12 protein-coding genes are annotated in these 14,244 nt (G+C 72.8%); 1 reads left to right on the plus strand and 11 read right to left on the minus strand.

Annotated elements, in window-relative coordinates:
* Window positions 1-47: 47 nt before the first annotated feature.
* The 6 genes from C2865_RS07360 to C2865_RS07385 all read right to left on the minus strand — a co-directional run bounded on the left by C2865_RS07360 (window position 48) and on the right by C2865_RS07385 (window position 6,907).
* Window positions 48-752 (minus strand): carbon-nitrogen hydrolase family protein, encoded by a 705-nt coding sequence (locus C2865_RS07360; protein ID WP_106397607.1) that lies wholly within the window; start codon window positions 750-752, stop codon window positions 48-50.
* A 94-nt stretch (window positions 753-846) separates the two neighbouring features.
* The gene (locus tag C2865_RS07365; RefSeq protein WP_232835440.1) at window positions 847-3,270 is read right to left on the minus strand and encodes a penicillin acylase family protein; all 2,424 of its coding nucleotides are present in this window, start codon (window positions 3,268-3,270) and stop codon (window positions 847-849) included.
* A 17-nt stretch (window positions 3,271-3,287) separates the two neighbouring features.
* Window positions 3,288-4,349: an ABC transporter permease gene (locus C2865_RS07370; protein WP_106397608.1), complete on the minus strand. Its 1,062-nt coding sequence runs from the start codon at window positions 4,347-4,349 to the stop codon at window positions 3,288-3,290.
* Entirely contained in the window at window positions 4,346-5,236 is an 891-nt protein-coding gene (locus tag C2865_RS07375) for an ABC transporter ATP-binding protein (protein WP_106397609.1), read from the minus strand. The genes C2865_RS07370 and C2865_RS07375 overlap by 4 nt, the downstream gene beginning before the upstream one ends.
* Complete coding sequence (locus C2865_RS07380) at window positions 5,233-5,625, minus strand: GntR family transcriptional regulator (protein WP_106397610.1); 393 nt, start codon at window positions 5,623-5,625, stop codon at window positions 5,233-5,235. The genes C2865_RS07375 and C2865_RS07380 overlap by 4 nt, the downstream gene beginning before the upstream one ends.
* Window positions 5,626-5,869: 244 nt before the next feature.
* Window positions 5,870-6,907 (minus strand): RDD family protein, encoded by a 1,038-nt coding sequence (locus tag C2865_RS07385; RefSeq protein ID WP_106397611.1) that lies wholly within the window; start codon window positions 6,905-6,907, stop codon window positions 5,870-5,872.
* Between the two features lie 200 nt (window positions 6,908-7,107).
* Between C2865_RS07385 and C2865_RS07390 the strand changes: the two genes are divergently transcribed.
* On the plus strand, window positions 7,108-8,103 hold the full coding sequence (locus tag C2865_RS07390) for a stage II sporulation protein M (RefSeq protein ID WP_106397612.1): 996 nt from the start codon (window positions 7,108-7,110) through the stop codon (window positions 8,101-8,103).
* Between the two features lie 13 nt (window positions 8,104-8,116).
* Here C2865_RS07390 and C2865_RS07395 read toward each other — a convergent pair whose 3' ends face one another.
* The 5 genes from C2865_RS07395 to mtrB all read right to left on the minus strand — a co-directional run bounded on the left by C2865_RS07395 (window position 8,117) and on the right by mtrB (window position 14,239).
* On the minus strand, window positions 8,117-8,806 hold the full coding sequence (locus C2865_RS07395; RefSeq protein ID WP_106397613.1) for a response regulator: 690 nt from the start codon (window positions 8,804-8,806) through the stop codon (window positions 8,117-8,119).
* A 69-nt stretch (window positions 8,807-8,875) separates the two neighbouring features.
* Window positions 8,876-9,574 carry a ribosome hibernation-promoting factor, HPF/YfiA family gene (gene hpf / locus C2865_RS07400; RefSeq protein WP_106397614.1) on the minus strand — a complete coding sequence of 233 codons (699 nt, stop codon included), beginning with the start codon at window positions 9,572-9,574 and terminating at the stop codon, window positions 8,876-8,878.
* 504 nt (window positions 9,575-10,078) lie between these two features.
* Entirely contained in the window at window positions 10,079-10,729 is a 651-nt protein-coding gene (locus tag C2865_RS07405; RefSeq protein ID WP_106397615.1) for a ComF family protein, read from the minus strand.
* Between the two features lie 160 nt (window positions 10,730-10,889).
* Window positions 10,890-12,665, minus strand: coding sequence for an LpqB family beta-propeller domain-containing protein (locus tag C2865_RS07410; RefSeq protein WP_106397616.1), 1,776 nt, complete (start codon window positions 12,663-12,665; stop codon window positions 10,890-10,892).
* Entirely contained in the window at window positions 12,662-14,239 is a 1,578-nt protein-coding gene (gene mtrB, locus C2865_RS07415; RefSeq protein WP_106397617.1) for an MtrAB system histidine kinase MtrB, read from the minus strand. Before mtrB ends, C2865_RS07410 begins: the two co-directional genes overlap by 4 nt.
* Between the last annotated feature and the right edge of the window lie 5 nt (window positions 14,240-14,244).

Consider the following 14,244-nt stretch of genomic DNA (forward strand, 5'->3'; position numbering starts at 1 on the left):
GCGGCCGCGGGCCGTCGGCCCGCCGCCGGGCGCGGAGCGACGGCAGGTCAGGTGAGGACGGCTCGGGCGAAGGCGCCGGGTTCGGGGCCGGAGCGGGCCAGGACCTCGCCGGTGCGGGACCAGATGCCCGAACGGCCCGCGGAGCGGGTGTAGCCCTGGCCGGTGGGACCGGCGAAGCTGGAGACGGCGACCGGGACGCCGTACGTGACGGCCGTACGGCGGGCGCGCTCGGCGGGGACGTGGGCGTCCTTCTCGAAGTCGAGGACGGAGGCCACGTAGACGTCCATGCCCAGGGCGGCGGTGTCCGCCTGGTGCTGAGGGACGCCCGTGTCCTTGCAGACGGCCAGGCCGAGCCGCCACCCGTCGACCTCGAGGACGGCGGGGGCGGGGCCAGGGGAGAAACGTTCGGGCTCCCGGCCGCCGATCCACTGTTTGCGGTAGGCGATGGTGGCGCCGGTGCCGTCGACGGCCAGCAGCGCGATGTGGAGGAGTTCTCCTTCGCCCTGCACCGGGGCGCCTGCCAGGGCCAGGGCACCCGTCTCGGCGCACGCTTCGACGACCGCCGCAAGCCAGGGATCGTCCGGCGAGAGCGCGGGGGCGTCGAACTCGTAACCGGTCAGGGAGAGTTCGGGGAAGACGACGACCCGGGCGTGTGCCTCCCGGATCGCGGCCGCGTGGGCCGCCGCGTTCTTCTCCACGTCGAGGGCGGTGCAGGGCGGTTGGGCGACGGCGATGACGAGCGGTTCTCGCATGGGGCTCCATGACCTCACGGAGTGCGGACGGGGGACGGACCCAGGATGTCAGGGACCATGCGCTGCTCGTGCCCGGCCTGCCTTTCGACGGTCGTCAGCCGTGGAGGGTGAGGGTGCGCAGGTGCGGGTAGGCGGTGATCTCGGCCTCGGTGAAGCGCTCGGTGACCCACCGGCCGCGGGAGAACAGGGACGTCTGGTCGGCGTGGTGCGGGGAGGAGGGGTCGGCGGACTGGGAGTAGGTGAGGACGGTGCGGGTGCGGGGGCCGTCCGGTGTCAGCTCGACGGCCATCATGAAGCTGGATCCCTCGGACACTTCCGAAGAGTCGCTGTCGAGCACGCCGGGGGCGCTGACGCGGTCGAAGCAGCCTTCATCGTCGGTGCAGCCCGGCAGCGGGATCGAGGCGCGGCGCTGGACCTCGCCAGGGGTGAGGGCCAGGGAGACGCCGTTGTCCTGGAAGCGCTGCACGGTGTCGGCCAGGGCGCGCCGCACCGCCGGGTCCTCCCGGTCGAGTCCGCGCGGGGTGGTGAGCGGGTCGGCGGGATCGAACGGCACCCGCCACGGGCTCTTCTCCGGTTCCGCCGGGCCACTCGGCGCGGCCGGGGGAGAACCTTCCGGCGAGGCGGCCCGGCCCGGCCGCTTCAGCCGCGTGAAGAGCTCGCGCCACAGGAGGGCGCCGCGGCTGTCGAGGCGGGCGCGGCCGTCCCAGGCCGAGAGCGTGTCGCAGGCCTGGCGCACGTCGGTCCGCCGTCCGTCGGTGGCGGTCATGACGGGATGGGCGCGGCACACCGCCAGCAGGTCGGGGCGGGCGAGCTCCGCGCTGTGGTTGCGTTTGCCGGTCGCCGCGGCCTGCAGGTTCTCCAGCGTGAAGCCGGGCGGGCCGAGGCCGTCGGTGCCGTTCAGGCGCTGGGAGATCATGTCCAGGCCGAGCCGGGCACGCAGCCTGAGTTCGGTGCGGGTCTCGCCGTAGGCGCGGGGAAAGCCCGTGAGGGGGGCCGCGGGGTTGGCCAGCCAGGGGCCGTCGTTGGAGTTGGCCACGTAGTCGGTGCGGGTCAGCGTCGGGTGGCGGCCCGGTCCGAAGACGCCGGGCTCGACCGCGTCGGGGTCCTCGCCCCAGCCGCAGGCCGACGTGGAGCCGTCCAGGATGAGCTCCTCGGAGCGTCGTTCGCCGCCTTCCGGAGCGACGGCGCACCGTTCGGCAAGGTCATCGGTGACGTGCGGGACCACTGAGGCGTCGGCGAAGTACGCCGTCCCGCTCACATCGGTGGCGAGCGTGTAGTAGGTGGGTATGCCTTGGTAGGTCCGCTGGGCCGCGCGCAGTTGGGCGAGGTTCTGCGCTGAGCCCATCGCCAGCCACTCGTTCGCCGAGCGCAGGTTCGCGGCGTTGGCGTCGGCGAGGGCGAACGCGGTGCCGGACGTCCAGCCGGCGGCGAGCACCGGGCCGTAGCGCGAGGTGTACAGGGTGCGCGTAGTGGTGACCGTTCCGCCGACGGGGTCGCGCAGGGTGATCTCCACCTCCTGGCGGCCCATCGGCTCCGTCTTGCCGTCGACCAGGTAGCCGGTGGGGTCGCCCGGCGCGAGAGTGAGCCGGTAGAGGGTGTGGCGACGCGCGTGCGAGGTCGTGTGGGTCCAGGCCACACCCGCGGTGTGGCCGATCTGGACCACCGGGGTGCCGTAGAGGCCGGCGCCCGACACGTCGAGCACGCCGGGAATGGTCAGGTGCACCTGGTAGAGCCGCCAGCCGCCGTGCCACGGGAGGTGCGGGTCGGCGAGCAGCATGCCGTGGCCGCCGCGGGTCGCCTTCCGGCCCAGGGCCCACGCGTTGCTGCCGGGCTCCGGCACCGCCGTGGCCGGTGCGGCTCGCGGCCGGCCGGTGTCCCCGGCCGGGGCCGCGGTGGCGACGGCCTCCCGGAAACCCGCGGTCCCGACCCGGTTGGCGTCGAGGATGACGCTCCAGACGTCCAGGGCGGTGATCGGGCGCACCCATTCCTCGCCCCGGCAGGCCGGATCCGGGAGCCGCTCCACTCCGGTGTCGCGCAGGTAGCGGTTGTACCCGGCGGCGTAGCCGTCGACCAGCCGGCGCAGTTCCGGGGCGGGGCCGAGCGGCGCGGCGCGGGCCAGCGTCCGCTGCAGGACGCCCGACGCCCGGACGCCCTTGTAGTAGACGTCGCTCACGGGATTGGCGAGCGGTTCGATCGGATCGTCGGAGACCTCCCGCGAACCGAAGTACTCGGACCGCTCCCCTCGCAGCGTCACCACCCGTGAGGCCATGACGCACAGGTCGTCCTGGGCGAACGCGTACCCGTACCCGTATCCGAGGCCTCCGTGGTCCTTCGCCGTGACATGCGGGACGCCGTATTCGGTCCGCCGGATCTGGGCGGAGTACCGCTCGTCACGGGTCTCCGGCATCGCGTACATCCGCCCGGCCACCACGGCGGTGACGGCCGCGGCCAGCACGGTCGCGACCGCCGCGGCCCGCCTGCCGGAACGTCCGCGCAACTCAATGATCTTGATGCTCATGCGGTCCCCCCCACGGGTCAGGACAGGCGGCGGCGGACCCACCAGAGGCAGAACCCCGCCAGGCCGAGGGTGAGGGCGGCGTAGCCGCCCGTCTCGATCCACTGGAAGGTCCAGAAGCGGTCGGAGGGGTGGTAGACCAGCCGGTGGCGGTAGCCGAGCCGCTCGAGCTCGGCGAAGCACGGGGCGGCTCCCCGCCGCTCGGCCTGCTCCCTGTGCTCGGGCGGTGCGCAGGGCCCCGAGGAGGTGGACACGGAAATGCCTCCGGAGACCTCCTCCCCGGAGGCGTCGACGATCCGGCTGGACAGGACCCAGGCGGCAGGGTCGCCGGGGACCCGCGGCTTCACGACCAGGTGGAGGGAACCGCCGCCGCGCGGGAAGAGGAGGTCCTCCACGTCGGTCTCGGCGATCGCCGGAGCCGCATGGACCGGGGTGTCCAGATGGGGCCGGACCAGCAGCGGCACGGCGGCCTGGACGGCGGCGAAGACGGCCAGGGTGACGGCCATGGCGGGCAGGGTGCGGCGGACCAGCATCCCGACGGCCACGCCCAGGACGAAGGCGAAGGCCGCGTATCCGAGGGGGACGACGCCGCGGGCGTCGAACAGCAGCGGCCCCATCCGCGGGAAACCCGGGTGGTTGCCCGCGGCGGCCTGGTCGACGGGGCCGGACCACCAGGTCACCGCGAGGCTGCCCAGTCCCGCGGCCGCCAGGGCGGCCAGGCCGGTGAGACCGAGTCTGACCGCCAGCCAGCGGGTGCGGGTGATGCTCTGGTTCCACACCAGCCGGTGCGTGCCGGCCTCCAGCTCGCGGGTGATCAGCGGCGCTCCCCAGAACAGCCCGATGAGGGCGGGCAGCACCAGCATGATGGCGGTGAGGGCGAAGAAGGGCACCTGGTGGGCGTGGAAGAACTGCTGGACGTAGGCGGAGCAGCCGCCGCCGCGGACGGTGCAGGCCGCGATCCCGGCGGCGTAGTCGTCGGCCAGCCCCCGGCCGGTGAACGCCAGGACGGCGGCGAGCGCGGCGAGGGCGGCGAACATCGCCGCGGCCGCGGCGCGGAACTGGCGCCAGGCCAACCAGATCATCGCTCGACCTCCAGAACGGGCCACCGGCCGGTTTCGGGGCGCCTGTCCAGGTAGGCCAGGACGAGGTCCTCCAGGCCGGGCCGGCTGACGGTCCAGGCGGGATCGTGGATCGGGGCGTCGGTGCGGACGATGAAGGTGCTCTGCCGGTCGGTGTGGCTGGCGGAGACGACGTGCTGGTCCGCGGGCAGCCGGCGGGGGTCGCGGCGCGGCCCGGTGAGCCGGTGGTGGGTGGCCAGCAGCTCCTCGACCTCCCCGGCCACCTGGACGCGGGAGTCCACCAGCACGACCAGGTGGTCGCAGGTGCGCTCCACGTCGGACACCAGGTGGGAGGAGAGCACGACGCTGAGCTCGTGTTCGACCGCGGCCTCCATCAGGCTCTGCAGGAACTCGCGGCGGGCGAGCGGGTCGAGCGCGGCGACCGGCTCGTCCAGGAGCAGCAGTTCCGGCCGTTTGGCCAGGCCCAGGGTGAGGGCGAGCTGGGCGCGCTGGCCGCCCGACAGCCTTCCGGCCCGGCGGGCGGGATCGAGCCCGAGCCGCTCGACGCGCTCGCGTGCCAGCGCGTCGTCCCACCGGGGGTTGAGCCGGGCGCCCAGCTTCAGATGCTCGGCGACGCTCAGCCCTGCGTAGGTGGGGGTGTCCTGGGCGACGAACCCGACCCTGGCCAGCTGCGCGGGTCCCTCTCCCGCCCGGCCGCCGAGCACCTCGACGGAGCCCGCCGACGGCGTCAGCTGGCCGCAGGCCAGGCTCAGCAGCGTGGTCTTGCCCGCCCCGTTGGGGCCGACCAGGCCCACCACATGCCCGGCCGGGATGTCCAGGGTGCAGTCCCTGAGCGCCCAGCGCTTCCCGTATCTCTTGCCGAGCCCCTCGGCCCGCAGCACGGCGGTCACGCTATGTCCTCCCGGGCGGCGGCCTGAAAGGTCGTCATGAACAGGGCCTCGATGCTCTCCTCGTCGAGCCCGGCCCGGCGGGCCGCGGCCAGCCAGCGCCGCAGGTCGCGGCGCAGCGGCTCGTGCGCGGCCAGCGAGGCGTCGGTGAGCGTCGCCGTCACGAACGTCCCCACCCCGGGCCGCGCCGCCACCAGGCCCGCGCGCTCCAGCTCCCGGTAGGCCTTCAGCACCGTGTTCGGGTTGATCGCCAGCCTCGCCACGACCTCCTTGACCGTTGGGAGCTGGTCGCCCTCGCGCAGCAGCCCCAGTCGCAGGGCCTGCCGCACCTGGCGGACCAGCTGCAGGTACGGCGAGACGCCCGAGTGGTCGTCCAGATGGAACTCGATCATCCATACCCCTATATATCTAGTTACCTAGCACTATAGGTAAATGCCGAGAGAGGCTGTCAATACCGGCCGTCACGGGTGGCGGCGCCGATGCGCGGGCGGGCGATCACGGTCTCCGGCGGCGTCGCCACGACGCGAAGGGCTCCCTCACCAGCAGGTGAGGGAGCCCTTCGCGTGCGTTCCGAAGAGGGAGAACCGTCGCGGCCATCCGGCCCGCCCGGTCACGGGGCGGCCGGAACCGGACAGGTCAAGGCGCCGGAGGCGGGCCGTCCTGCCGCGCGGGCGGGGCCGGAGCGTACGGCTGCCGAAGGCCGGACGGAAATGCGGCGGGGTGGAGGCCGGGGACGGGAACGGCCTGCTGGAGGTGGGGGCCGGGCGCCGCGAAGTGGGGGCCCCCGGCCGGGAAGGGCGCGGCCGGGGGCTGGTAGGCGGTGCTCCCCGGGGGGTGGAAGACGGGGGAGGGCGGGGGGTCGACGGGGACGTGCTGGCCGGTCCTGCGGAGCTGGGCCTCGCGGCGGGCGCGGCGGGCGGCGAGGCGGTGCTCCTCGCGGCGGCGGCGCTCGGCCAGGACGGCCATGAGGAGGAGTTCCGCCGGGACGCCGGGGGGCGGGGGCGGGGAGAGGAGCGCGGCGAACTCGGCGGCCAGGCGGGCGCCGAGGCGGTGGCGGACGTCGGGGAGGAGCTCGTGGTAGCGGTGCAGGTACTGGCGGGCGCTGAGGGCCTGGTCGTCGGTGATCTGGGAGAGCTCCAGGGTGGCCGCCCAGGGCGCCAGCGCGGGCGGCATCCGGGTGATGGGGGCGCGGACGGTCTCGGCGGCGAGGCGGTCCTGGATGACCATGGTCCCGGCGAAGACGTCGCCCAGGCGGCGGCCCCGGTGGTCGAACAGGGAGCACAGCAGGGCGGGCGCGCCGGCGAACATGAAGAACTCCACGAAACCCGTCAGGGCGCGCATCAGCGCCTGGCGGAAGCGCACCACGCCGCCGTCCACGGAGACCGTGCGCAGCCCGAGCGCCATCTTCCCCACGGTCTTGCCGCGCGTGGCGGTCTCCATGACGGCGGGGTAGCCGACGATGGAGCCGACGGAGACCAGGATGGCCAGCCCCACCGCCACGGCCTCGTCGGCGAAGAGCACCGTGAACTGCACCGCCTGGCCGAGCGTGGCCATCAGCGAGAGCATGATCGCCAGATCCAGCAGGAGGGCGAGGGCCCGGCTCGCCAGCCGGGCGGGCCGGATGTCCAGCGCGACCGCCTCGCCCGTCACCAGCTCGCCGGAAGTGACCGTCATGCGGCCCAGTATGCCCCCCGCCGGACGGCCGCGGCGAAGCGATGACGGGCCGCGGGGTCCGGGCGGCCCCGGGTCCGTGCCGTGCCGCGGCGAAGCGAGGACCGGCCCGCGGGTCCGGCGCGCCCCCGGATTCGTGCGGCGGGCCGCGGGTCCGGTGCCGTCTCCCGGTTCCCGCCCGGGAAGCCCGGTAGATTCCTGTTGTGGATGTCGACGCCTACGTTTCCGCGCACAACGCCGAATGGCTACGCCTGGAGTACCTGATCAACCGCTCCGGGAAGTTGGACGGGGCGGAGATCGACGAGCTGGTCGAGCTCTACCAGCGGGCCGCCACGCACCTGTCGGTGGTGCGTTCGGCCTCGCCGGACCCGCTGGTCATCGGGCGGCTGTCGTCGCTGGTGGCGCGCGGCAGGGCGGCGGTGTCCGGGGCCAGCGCCCCGATGTGGCGGGACGCGGCCCGGCTGATCACGGTGTCGTTCCCCGGCGTCGTCTACCGGCAGCGCTGGTGGTGGCTGGGCTGCGCGCTGCTGGGCAACCTGCTGGCGCTGGCCGTCGCGTTCTGGGTGGCGGGCGACCCCGAGGTCCAGGCGGCCGTCGGCACCCCGCACGAGATCAGGAAGCTGGTCGAGGAGGACTTCGCCAACTACTACACCGAGCACGAGGCCGGCGCGTTCGCCTTCCAGGTGTGGGTGAACAACGCCTGGGTCTCGGCGCAGGCCATCGCCTTCGGCATCCTGCTGGGCGTCCCGACGCTGTACGTCCTGGTGCTCAACCAGCTCAACCTCGGCCTGACCGGCGGGCTCATGGCCGCCCACGGCAAGACCGACATCTTCTTCGGCCTGATCCTGCCGCACGGCCTGCTGGAGCTGACCGCGGTGTACGTGGCGTGCGGCGTCGGCCTCAAACTCGGCTGGACGATCATCGACCCGGGCCGCCGCCCGCGCGGCCGCGCCCTGGCCGAGGAGGGCCGCGCGGCGATGAGCGTGGTGCTCGGCCTCATCGGGGTGCTGCTGATCTCGGGCGCGATCGAGGGCTTCGTGACCGGCTGGGTGCACACCACCTGGCTGCGCATCGGCATCGGCGTGGTCGCCGAGGCGGCGTTCCTGGCCTACGTGTGGTTCTTCGGCCGCCGCGCGGTGGCGGCGGGGGACACCGGGGACGCGGCCGAGACCCCCGACCTCGCCCCGGTGTCCGCCTGAGAACCCGTGCGGGTCAGGTGATCTCCAGCAGCTTCTCGCGGACGGCGTAGACGACGGCCTCCATGCGGGAGTGCAGCTGGAGCTTCTCCAGGATGTTGCGGATGTGGTTCTTGACCGTGTTCTCGGAGATGAACAGCTCCCGGGCGATCTCCCGGTTGCCCAGGCCCCGCGCCACCAGGCGCAGCACCTCCATCTCGCGGTCGGTCAGCCGGGGCGCGGGCACCTGCTGCTGCCGCTCCTCGGACCGCTTGGCCAGCGCGGTGAACTCGGAGATGAGCTTGGACGCCATCGACGGGCTGATCAGCGACTGCCCGCCGTGCACCGCCCGTACCGCGTGCGGCACCTCGTCGATGGCTATCTCCTTGAGGAGGTAGCCGGTGGCGCCCGCCTTGAGCGCCTCGAAGAGGTCCTCCTCCTCGTCGCTGATCGTCAACATGACGATCTTCGCGCTGGGCACGGCCTCCTTGATGGCCGCGCAGGCCTCGATGCCGCCACGGCGCGGCATCCGGATGTCCATCAGGATCACGTCCGGTGTCAGGTCGCGTGCCTTCTGGACGGCCTCCAGCCCGTCACCGCCCTCGCCGATCACTTCAATGCCGGGCTCGCCGGACAGGACCATCTCCAGCCCCCTCCGGAAGAGGGCATGGTCGTCCACGATCAGGACTCGGATCGGATCGGTGCGAGCTTCGGGGATCTCGCTCACTCTTCCTCCCCCATATGGGTCGCCTAGATCATGGCACGGCGAGGGCGATTACGGGTTGCTCACGTCGGATTACTCCTCGATGAGGCGGATGACTCCGTAGTCCCACCCGCGCCGCCGGTAGACGACGCTGGGCCGGCCACTCTCCCTGTCACGGAACAGGAAGAAGTCGTGTCCGACAAGTTCCATTTCGTAGAGGGCCTGCTGGATGTCCATCGGACCGGCCTCGTGGCACTTCTCGCGGACCACGACGGGACCGTTCCCGTCCATCGGGATCGGCAGGAGGGTCTCCTCCAGGTCGGGCCGGTCGAAGACCCTCTCCTCCGCCTCGGCGACCCCCGTGGAGCCGGCGCGCCCGGCCCCGGAGACGGGCTCGACCGAGGGCTCGCGGGCGGTCAGCGCAGAGGGCTCCAGGGGAGTGGGCATCGGTTCGACGCCGCTGTACTTGGCGGGCGTGCGCGTGCCGTGGTGGATCTTGCGCCGGTCCGCGGCCCGGCGCATGCGGGTGTCGAGCTTGTCGAGGGCGACGTCGAGCGCGCCGTAGCGGTCGTCGGCGGCGGCCTCGGCGCGGATCACCGGCCCCTTGGAGCGCACGGTGAGCTCGACCCGCTCCCGCTGGCCGGCCTGCCGGGGGTTGCGCTCCTCACTCACCTCCACGTCCACCTGGATGATCTTGGAGTCGAGTTTCTCGAACTTGGCGAGCTTGCTGTCGACGTGCTGCCGGAAGCGGTCGTTCACGTCCGTCCGACGGCCCCTCACGATGATGTCCAACGCTTGGACCCCCCTTCTCTATGGAGAGAACGGACAGTCTGGATTCAAGAGTTCCAGATGTTTCCGTCAATGGAGGAGCACCCACCCGGCCGACCTGGTCTTCGACCCCACAATCGCCTGCTGAGAGGTTCGCAGCCCATGCCACTACTGCTCTTCTCCCGTGACGGCGGATATCTGATCCACCGGCGGGGCAGGGCTTACTTCTAAGCCGCACCGTGATCACTCGACAAAAAGTCGGCTTACGTGGACCGTTTCGCCTGCGACTGGCATCGGCTAGCTCGGCACGAGGTCTCCCAGCGGAGAACCCCGAACCGGCGCAACCACGGACCCGGGCGGGTGCCATGTCAGAACGCTAGCCTCTCGCGACCCGAATGTCATCGGTGACAAGTGCGGCAAATCTCACTTACCATGATCATGATGGCGGAGAAAACCCTTCACCCTCCGGCCTGCGCCGTTCTCTGGGTGTTCTGGGGGTATAAGTTTGTTTCCGGAAAATTGGTTTGTTTATAGATAGTCGCGAGATTTACCAGGTTCTGTACGAGCGAGGACCGCCGCCCCCTCCAGCACCGCCCCCGCCGCCCGCAGCGCCCGGCCCGCCTCCGCCAGCGACGCGCCCGTCGTCACCACGTCGTCCACCAGGAGCACGGACGCCCCCGCCACCGGACGCGCCACCCGCAACCCGTCCGCGAGATTGGCCCGCCGCTCCGCCGCGCCCAGCCCCACCTGCTCGGCGACCCCCCGCCGCTGCCGCAGCACCGGGACGCACCGCGCCGCCCACCCCGCCTCCCGCAGCGCGGCCGCGGCCGCGCCGGCCATCAGGAGCGTGGCGTCGCGCCCCCGCCGCCGCACGGTCCGCCGGGCGGACGGCACCGGGACGAGCAGCACCGGCCCCGGCGCCCAGCGCGACGCCACCAGCCCCGCCAGGGCGCGCCCCAGCGGGCCGGAGAGCGCCGTACGCCCTTTCTCCTTGTGGGCGAGCACCAAAGACCGCAGCGCCCCTTCATAGGCGCCCACGGCCCACACGGGAGGCCTGGCGGCCACCGCCAGGCCCGGCCCCGCCAACCGGGCGGCGCACCGGGCGCACACCGGGGGACCCGGCACCCGGCAACCCGCGCACCGTGCGGGCAGCAGCAACTCCGCGAGCGCTCCGAACACGTCACCATCCTCCCCGGAGGGGGTGACGAAACCGCAGCCCCCGCGCGGGCGCCGCAGACGGCCCTGACCGGGCGGCCGCCGCGTTGATCTCCGCGCGGGCGCGGACGCCTCGGCTCGGCCGGCTCGGCGGCCAGCCGCGCGGACGCCTCAGGACCGGGGGTCAGCCCGGGTAGACGGGGGAGAAGCCGACGATGCCGCAGTCCCAGGTGCTGAAGCGGGGATCCTCGTTGAACGACTGCAGGCAGGTGGCGGACGCCTGGCTCTCCTTGCCCGGGGCGATGCCCAGCAGGATCTCCTTGCCCGGCGCCGCGGTGATGCTCACCGGCGTGCCCTCGAAGCTGCCGCCGATCGCCCGGATCGCGCCGCCGCTGATCGGGACCTCGTAGGGCAGGATGCTCGTCGAGGCGCCGACGGTGCCCAGCACGGCCAGCGTGTCGGCGTCGCGCCAGGCCAGGTCGACCACCGAGCCGAGTTCGGCGTTGATGGAGTGGAAGCCCAGCGAGTAGACGTCGTCGGAGGAGTCGTCCGGCGCGATCCGGCCGATCTGGATCTCGGTCTGGGAGCCGTCGCCGATCAGCGCGGCCACCCGCACCCCGTCCCGCGCCACGCGCAGCGCCTTGATCTGCTGGCCGGGGCGCAGCTCCGACAGCGGTGGCAGCCTCGTGGCCTCGGCCCGGCCCGGGGACAGCAGCCACAACGTGGAGGAGCGGCCCTTGTTCTGCACGATCCACAGGTTCCCCGAGCGGTCCCAGGACGGCCGGAGCAGCGTCGCGCCCCGCTCGGCCTTGAGCACCCGCCGGACCTGGCCGCCGCTCAGGTCCCCCACGTACAGGGCCTGGCCGGAGATCCCGGCGAACTGCTGGCCGTTGAGCGCCACCGCGGCGTCCCGGAACGTGTGGTCGCGCAGGGACGGCACGGACACCGCGGCGCTGCCCTGCAGCAGCGCGACCTGGCCCGTCTCGGTCAGCAGGTACTGGGACTCGCCGGTGACCTTGCTGGGCGCGTCCGGGCCGAGGTCCTCCCAGCGCTTCTTCTCCTGGACGTCCAGGCCGTCGCTGGTCCGCCGGGTGCGGCCGTCGATCTGCAGCCGCATCGCGCGGATCTCGGTGAGCTGCCCCAGCGTCCACAGCAGCTGCGCCGACATGTGGTCGACGTTGCCCGCCGCCGCCTCCTTGCTGAGGTTGACGGTGGCGACGTCCTCGTCCAGCCGCACCTTGCCCAGCAGGCCGGTGCCCTCGGGGAAGGAGGAGACCACCGCGCCGTTCAGCCACGGCACGGTCTTGCTCAGCAGCGACTCCACCAGCTGGCTGGGCAGGTCCGAGCGGTTGAGCAGCGGCAGGAACACCGAGTCGGGCACCAGGGACTGCCGGTCGGGCGCGAAGTGGTACAGGTTGGTGGTGCGGAACACCCGGTCGACGTCGCTGCGGAAGAGCACCAGCTCGTCGGGGTTGCCGACGAGCCGCCAGCGGTTCGGCGTGATGCGCCGCAGGAGGAACGTCACCTCGTGGTTGGGCTCGTTGAGCGCCTCGTACTGGCCCGAGGAGCTGATCTGGCCGAGCCTGGTGCCGTACAGCCGCACCGTGGCCTCGTCGCCCTCCTCGGGGTCGGACATCAAGGTGGGCTCGGAGAACTCCGGGTCGTCCAGGACCGTCACCTTCGGACGCCCGTCGGGCCGCCAGGTCTGGCCCTCGGCGAGGTAGGCGCGCACGGACTCGCGGTCGTTGTCGAAGTTGGCCATCGCCACGAGGTAGCCGCGCACCACCTCCTCGGGGGACCAGCCGTCCTGGGGCCGGGTGGGGACCACCCGGACGTAGGGCTCGTCGAACGGCTCGGTGCGCTCGCCGTTGTCCTGCGCCGTCACCCAGCCGCCGGCCGGGATGCCCGCGCAGCCCGTGACGCAGGACAGGGCCAGGAGCACGGCGATGATGCGCTTCACTCGGCGCCCTCCAGATCGGCCAGGTCGGCCAGGTCGGCCCGGTTGAGCTCCACGTCGGCCGGGACCAGCGGCAGCGGCGAGCCGCGCAGCTCCGCCCCGGCCGTGCGGGGCAGCGACAACCGGAACTGCGAGCCCACGCCGGGCTCGCCCCAGGCCTGCAGCCAGCCGCCGTGCAGCTGGGCGTCCTCCCGGGAGATCGACAGGCCGAGGCCGGTGCCGCCGATGGTGCGGGCCCGCGACGGGTCGGCCCGCCAGAACCGGTCGAACACCATCTGGGCCTCGCCCGCCTTCAGGCCGGTCCCGTGGTCGCGGACGGCCAGCGCGACGGCGTCGCGGTCGGCCGCGACGGTGACCACGATGTCCTTGCCCTCGCCGTGCTCGACGGCGTTGAACAGCAGATTGCGCAGGACGCGGGCGATGCGGCGGCGGTCCACCTCGGCCATGCAGGCCTCGCCCGGCAGCTTGAGGACGATCTTGGTGCCGCGCCGCTCCGCCACGTCCTGCACGTCGTCGACGGCGGTCAGCACCAGCTCGCGCACGTCCACCGACTCGGCGTCCAGGGTGGCCGCGCCCGCGTCGTGCCGGCTGATCTCCAGCAGGTCGGCCAGCAGCGACTCGAAGCGCTCCATCTGGCTCTGCAGCAGCTCCGCCGACCTGGCCACCATCGCCTGGAAGTCCTCGCGGTTCTCGTACAGCATGTCCGCGGCGATCTTCATGGTGGTGAGCGGCGTGCGCAGCTCGTGCGAGACGTCGGAGACGAACTGCCGCTGCACCTGCGACAGGCCCTCCAGCTCGGAGATCTTCTCCTGCAGGGTGGTGGCCATGTCGTTGAAGGAGCGGCCGAGCCTGGCCAGGTCGTCCTCGCCGCGCACCTTCATGCGCTCGTCCAGCTGGCCCGCCGCCAGCCGCTCGGCGGACTGGGCGGCCAGCCGCACCGGGATGACGATCTGCCGGGTCACGACCGAGGCGATCGCCGCGAGCAGCAGCACCAGCGCCACGCCCACGCCCACCATGGTGCGCTGCACGAAGACGAGCGTGCGCTGCTCCTGCTGGAGCGGGAAGAGGTAGTACAGCTCGTACGGGCCGTCCCTGGCGCCGGCGATCAGCGCGGCCTCGTCCTCGTGGTACTGGCGCACCAGCTTGCCGATCCACACCTTGGCGCCGGGCTCCCGGTTGATCTCCTCGGTGAGCTGCGCCGGGATGCTCGCCGGGTCGAGGTCGTTGGTGGGCAGCCCGCCGTTGGTGACCTCCCTGGTGTCGCGCAGGTACACCTCGTAGCGCCCGGACGGGCCGCTGCGCGCGGCCAGCTCCCGGGCGACCCGCTCGGCCACCGGGTCGCCGGGGGTGCGCTTGAGGATGCCCAGGCCCTCGTTGAGCTGCTGGACCGCCGACTCCCCCCGGCTCTCCAGCAGCGCGGTGGTGATCTGCTGCATCAGGAAGACGCCCAGGACGACCGCCACGATCGTCGACAGCAGCAGGGTGGTGGTGACCACGCGGACCTGGATGGATCTGCGCCAGCGCACGTACGACCGGCGCCACAACCCGCGGACCAGCCGCAGGAGGGTGGTCTTCATGGGGG

It is taken from the genome of Actinocorallia populi, from assembly GCF_002995495.1.
Lineage (GTDB): Bacteria > Actinomycetota > Actinomycetes > Streptosporangiales > Streptosporangiaceae > Actinocorallia > Actinocorallia populi.

Bases quoted from the DNA above. Each gene is read 5' to 3' on its own strand.
- mtrB (WP_106397617.1), bottom strand. From the start codon at position 14,239: ATGAAGACCACCCTCCTGCGGCTGGTCCGCGGGTTGTGGCGCCGGTCG.
- C2865_RS07370 (WP_106397608.1), bottom strand. From the start codon at position 4,349: ATGATCTGGTTGGCCTGGCGCCAGTTCCGCGCCGCGGCCGCGGCGATG.
- C2865_RS07380 (WP_106397610.1), bottom strand. From the start codon at position 5,625: ATGATCGAGTTCCATCTGGACGACCACTCGGGCGTCTCGCCGTACCTG.
- C2865_RS07360 (WP_106397607.1), bottom strand. From the start codon at position 752: ATGCGAGAACCGCTCGTCATCGCCGTCGCCCAACCGCCCTGCACCGCC.
- C2865_RS07385 (WP_106397611.1), bottom strand. From the start codon at position 6,907: ATGACGGTCACTTCCGGCGAGCTGGTGACGGGCGAGGCGGTCGCGCTG.
- C2865_RS07365 (WP_232835440.1), bottom strand. From the start codon at position 3,270: ATGAGCATCAAGATCATTGAGTTGCGCGGACGTTCCGGCAGGCGGGCC.